4 protein-coding genes are annotated in these 4,556 nt (G+C 72.4%); 3 read left to right on the plus strand and 1 reads right to left on the minus strand.

The window, feature by feature from the left end:
• From E1166_RS29640 to E1166_RS29650, 3 genes are all read left to right on the plus strand, one after another.
• A partial coding sequence (locus E1166_RS29640; RefSeq protein WP_243710590.1) for a DUF5941 domain-containing protein occupies positions 1–463 on the plus strand: 463 nt, incomplete at its 5' end.
• Positions 464–479: 16 nt separating this feature from the next.
• The gene (locus tag E1166_RS29645) at positions 480–2,654 is read left to right on the plus strand and encodes a bifunctional glycosyltransferase family 2 protein/CDP-glycerol:glycerophosphate glycerophosphotransferase (RefSeq protein ID WP_132343131.1); all 2,175 of its coding nucleotides are present in this window, start codon (positions 480–482) and stop codon (positions 2,652–2,654) included.
• Positions 2,655–2,792: 138 nt separating this feature from the next.
• The gene (locus E1166_RS29650; RefSeq protein WP_132343132.1) at positions 2,793–4,091 is read left to right on the plus strand and encodes an ABC transporter ATP-binding protein; all 1,299 of its coding nucleotides are present in this window, start codon (positions 2,793–2,795) and stop codon (positions 4,089–4,091) included.
• Positions 4,092–4,137: 46 nt separating this feature from the next.
• Here the strand turns inward: E1166_RS29650 and E1166_RS29655 are convergent, their stop codons facing one another.
• The gene (locus E1166_RS29655; RefSeq protein WP_132343133.1) at positions 4,138–4,470 is read right to left on the minus strand and encodes a hypothetical protein; all 333 of its coding nucleotides are present in this window, start codon (positions 4,468–4,470) and stop codon (positions 4,138–4,140) included.
• Between the last annotated feature and the right edge of the window lie 86 nt (positions 4,471–4,556).

Raw genomic sequence — 4,556 nt, forward strand, 5'->3', positions numbered from 1 at the left:
GGGCGGGCTGGGCTGGTGGCTGCCGGTGGCCGTGCTGGTGCTGCTGGCCGGCGGGCTGGGCGCCGGGGCGGCGCACAACGGGCCGCTGGACTGGCTGGTGCCGGCGGCGCTGCGGGCCGGGGAGTACCTGTTGGCGATCACCGTCGGGGTGGTGGGCGGCGCGCCGGCCTGGCTGGTCTTCGGGTACGTCTTCGTGCTCACCCTGCACCACTACGACCTGGTGGCCCGGCTGGAGAAGCGGCAGTCCGCGCCGCCGTTGCACGGCGCGACGCTGGGCTGGGACGGGCGTTCGGTGCTGCTGGCCCTCGCCGGGATCGCCGGTTTCGCTGGTGTTGGTCTGGCTACACTCGGTGTGTACCTGTTCGTGGTGTTCGTGGCGAGCGTCGCCCTGACCTGGGTCGTCCTGCCGGCCCGCGCCGCGCGGGCGACGGCCGTACCGGTCTCGGGCGGTTCGCCGGGCTGACGAGAGGGCGGCCGGGATGACCCTGATCAGCTTCGTCGTCCCGGCTTACCGCGTGCAGGGCTACCTGCGCGAATGCCTGGACTCGCTGCTCGGGCAGCCGTTCGGTGACATCGAGGTGGTGGGCGTCGACGACGCCTCGCCCGACACCAGCGGCGACATCCTCGACGAGTACGCCGCCCGCGACCGCAGGGTCCGGGTGGTCCGGCTCACCGAGAACGCGGGGCTCGGGCCGGCCCGCAACGCCGGGCTGGACCGGGCCGCCGGGGAGTACGTCTGGTTCCTCGACGGGGACGACTGGCTGGCCCCGGACTGCCTGCCCGAGGTGGCCGACCGGCTCCGCGCCACCCGCCTGGACGTGCTGGTCGTCGACCACGTCCGGGTGCACTGGAACGACACCGCGAGCCGCAGCGCGATGGCCGAGGTGTTCCCCGAGCCGCCCGGCGCGACCACGTTCCGGCTGGCCGACCGGCCGGAGACGCTGCGGTTGCTGCACACCGCCTGGAACCGGCTGGTCCGCCGGGAGTTCCTGACCGGCCTGGGGCTCCGCTTCGCCCCCGGCTGGTACGAGGACGTCTCCTTCACCTACCCCCTGTTGCTGGCCGCCGAGCGGATCGGCGTGCTCGACCGGGTCTGCGTGCACTACCGGCAGCGCCGCTCAGGCGCCATCACCCGCACCCGCGGCGACCGGCACTTCGAGGTGTTCGACCAGTGGCACCGGGTGTTCGGGTTCCTCGACGACCACCCGGAACTGGCCGGACTGCGGCCGGCCGTCTTCGAGCGGATGGTCTGGCACCACCTGACGGTGCTCGGCAACGGCGAGCGGATCGCCGCCGAACTGCGGCCCGCCTTCTTCGGCCGGATCTCCGCCGACTACCGCCGTTTCCTGCCCCCCGGCGGCTACCCCGCGCCGGACGGCGTGGAGGCGCTCAAGCACCGGCTGGTGGCGGCGGGACGGTGGCGGACGTTCAGCGTGCTGCGCGGGGCGAACCAGGCCCGGGCGACCGTCCGGGGCGTCGCCCGCCGGGTGCTGCCGGTGGCCCGGCGGACGGCCCGGCTCACCCGGGACGCGGCGCTGCGCGAGTACTACCGGGCCGAACTGCGCCGACCCGTCGACCCGTCGCTGGCCGTGTACGCCGCCTACTGGTACCGCGGCCACGCCTGCAACCCGGCGGCCGTCGCCGCTGCTGCCCGGCGGCTCGCGCCGCAGGTCCGCGCGGTGTGGATCGTCCGGCGGGACCGGGTGGACACCCTGCCGCCCGGCACCGAGTACGTGGTGGCGGGCACCCCTGCCTACTACCGGGCGCTGGCCCGGGCGCGCTGGCTGATCAACAACGTCAACTTCCCGGACTACGTCCGCAAGCGGCCCGGCTCGGTGCACGTGCAGACCCACCACGGCACGCCGGTGAAGGTGATGGGGCTGGACCAGCAGCGGTATCCGCTGGGCGCGGTCGGGATGGACTTCGCCGGGCTGCTGCGCCGGGTCGACCGCTGGGACTACAGCATCACCGCCAACAGCTTCTCCACCCAGATGTGGGAGCGGGCGTACCCGGCCTCGTACACCACACTGGAGGTCGGGTACCCGCGTAACGACCGGCTGGCCGTCGCCACCGCCGAGGAGGTGGCCGAGGTCCGCGGGCGGCTCGGGATCGGCCCGGGCGAGCGGGTGGTGCTGTACGCCCCGACGCACCGCGAACACCTGCCGCACTACCGTCCACCGTTCGATTCGGACCGGCTGCTCGACGTGCTCGGGCCCACCGGACGGTTGCTGATCCGCAGCCACTACTTCCACGACCGGCTCGGGTTGGCCGGGCGGCGCAGCCGGGGGCGCGCGGTGGACGTCAGCGACCATCCCTGCGTGGAGGACCTCTACCTCGCCGCCGACGTGCTGGTCACCGACTACTCGTCGGCGATGTTCGACTATGCCGTCCTGGACCGGCCGATCGTGGTGTACGCCCCGGACCGGGACGCGTACGCGCTGGCCCGGGGGGTCTATTTCGACGTGACCGCCGAGCCGCCGGGGGCGGTGGCCCTGACTTTCGACGAGTTGCTGGCGGTGTTCCGTGGCGGCGGCGAGTCCACCCCGACCGCGACGCGGGCGCGCCGGCGGTTTCGGGAACGGTTCTGCGCGCTCGACGACGGCGGAGCGGCGGAACGGGTGGTCCGGCGGGTGTTCCTCGGCGAAACGACGTGACGCGGCCCGAATCTGGCAGGTTACTGATCAGTTAATGGTCCTGTCATTACCCGAACATGGCACGTTCACCCGATGCGCGGGACCGGCCAAGGTGGCCAGAGTCACACCGGGGTTTCCGGTCAAACTGGGGAGGAGACGGTGACCACCGTCGCGCTCAAGGATGTCACCAAGGTGTTCCCGGACGGGACACTGGCGGTCGACAATGTCAATTTGGATGTCAACGATGGCGAATTCATGGTCCTGCTCGGGCCGTCTGGCTGCGGTAAGTCCACCGTCCTACGAATGATCGCCGGCCTGGAGGAACCGACCTCCGGGGCGGTGCTGCTCGACGGTGCCTTTGCCAACGATCTGCCGCCGCGGGAGCGGAAGATCGCCATGGTCTTCCAGGATTTCGCCCTCTACCCGCACATGAGTGTTAACGACAACATCGGTTTCCCACTGCGGCTGGCCGGCGTCGCGTCGGCCTCGCGCGACGAACGCATCCAGGACGTGGCCAGCGCGCTCGGGATAAGGGATGTTCTCGCCCGCCGGCCGAGCCAGCTCTCCGGCGGCCAGCGCCAGCGGGTGGCGATGGGGCGGGCGATCGTACGCCGTCCCGGGCTCTTCCTGATGGATGAGCCGCTGTCCAACCTGGACAGCGGGCTCCGCGCCGAACTGCGCGCGGAGATCTCCGGGCTCACCCGCGAGCTGGGAGTCACCACGATCTACGTCACGCACGACCAGGCCGAGGCGCTGACCATGGCCGACCGGGTCGCCATCATGCGCGGGGGCGTGTTGCAGGATGTCGGCACCCCCACACAGGTGTACGGCCGCCCGGCCACCCTGTACGTGGCGGCGTTCTTGGGCAGCCCCCGGATGAACCTGATGGAGGCGTCGGTCTACGTCCATCTCGACCGGTACGTCACGCTCAACCTCGGCGACCAGGCGCTCTACCTGCCCTGGGAGGACATCCGCAGCCGGGCGGTGGCGCACTACCACGGGGAGCGGATCGTGGTCGGCATGCGGGCCGAGGCGCTCACTCCGGTCGCGCCGGACACCCACGGTCACGTGCTGCAGGGCCGGGTCCGCTACCTGGAGCACCACGGGCACGAGTCGCTGGCCTTCCTCGACATCGGGGCCACCGCGGTAGCGCTGGACGATGTGGTACCGCCGACCGAGAACGGCCCCGGCGGACAGCGTGGCCTGCGCCGGTTCGGGCAGGTCATGCAGCGTCTCGCCGGTCGGTCGGCGGAGCCGGAGTCGGCGCAGCGCGGTGACGCCCGGGGCAGCGTGCTCAGCGACCCGGGGCGGCACCACCGCCGGGCGGGCGAGCTTGCGGTACGCCTCGCCCCGTATCCGGCGATCTCGGCCGGCCACCCGATGGCGGTGGCGGTGCGGATGGACGCGGTGCACTTCTTCGACGAGCGCGGCGACCGGATCGACGTGGGCTGGCGCTGACCCGGGGCTCGCTGGTCGCCTGGGTCGAGGGCGATCCGGGCGACTGCTATTCCGGGACGACGGGACGGCGGAACGGGCCCCAGGCGACGAAGCGGGCGAAGAGTTGGCGCGGGCTCGGGCCGTCGTCCGGGTTGAGTCGGTAGAGGTCCCGCGCCGCCTCGTGGAACAGGCCGCACAGGTAGATCGACAGGCCGATCTGGTTGGTCGCGTACTCGGCCTTGAGGAGCAGGCGGGCCTGTGGGCAGGGCCACGGCTGGCCGCAGGCCCGGCAGCACCAGATCGGGCGCAGCGGGGTGTGCGGTGTGGCGTGCGACGGGTGCGGCCGGGGCCGGTCCGCCGGTGGCCCGGCACCGGGCTGGGGAAGCTGGTGGCTGATCACGACCGACCGTCCGGTGTGGTGGTTTCGCGGTCCATGTCCGTCTCCTTCGTCGTCGTGGGGGTGGGCCCGCCCGGCCAGGGGGATGG

It is taken from the genome of Micromonospora sp. KC213, from assembly GCF_004348325.1.
Taxonomy (GTDB): Bacteria; Actinomycetota; Actinomycetes; order Mycobacteriales; family Micromonosporaceae; genus Micromonospora.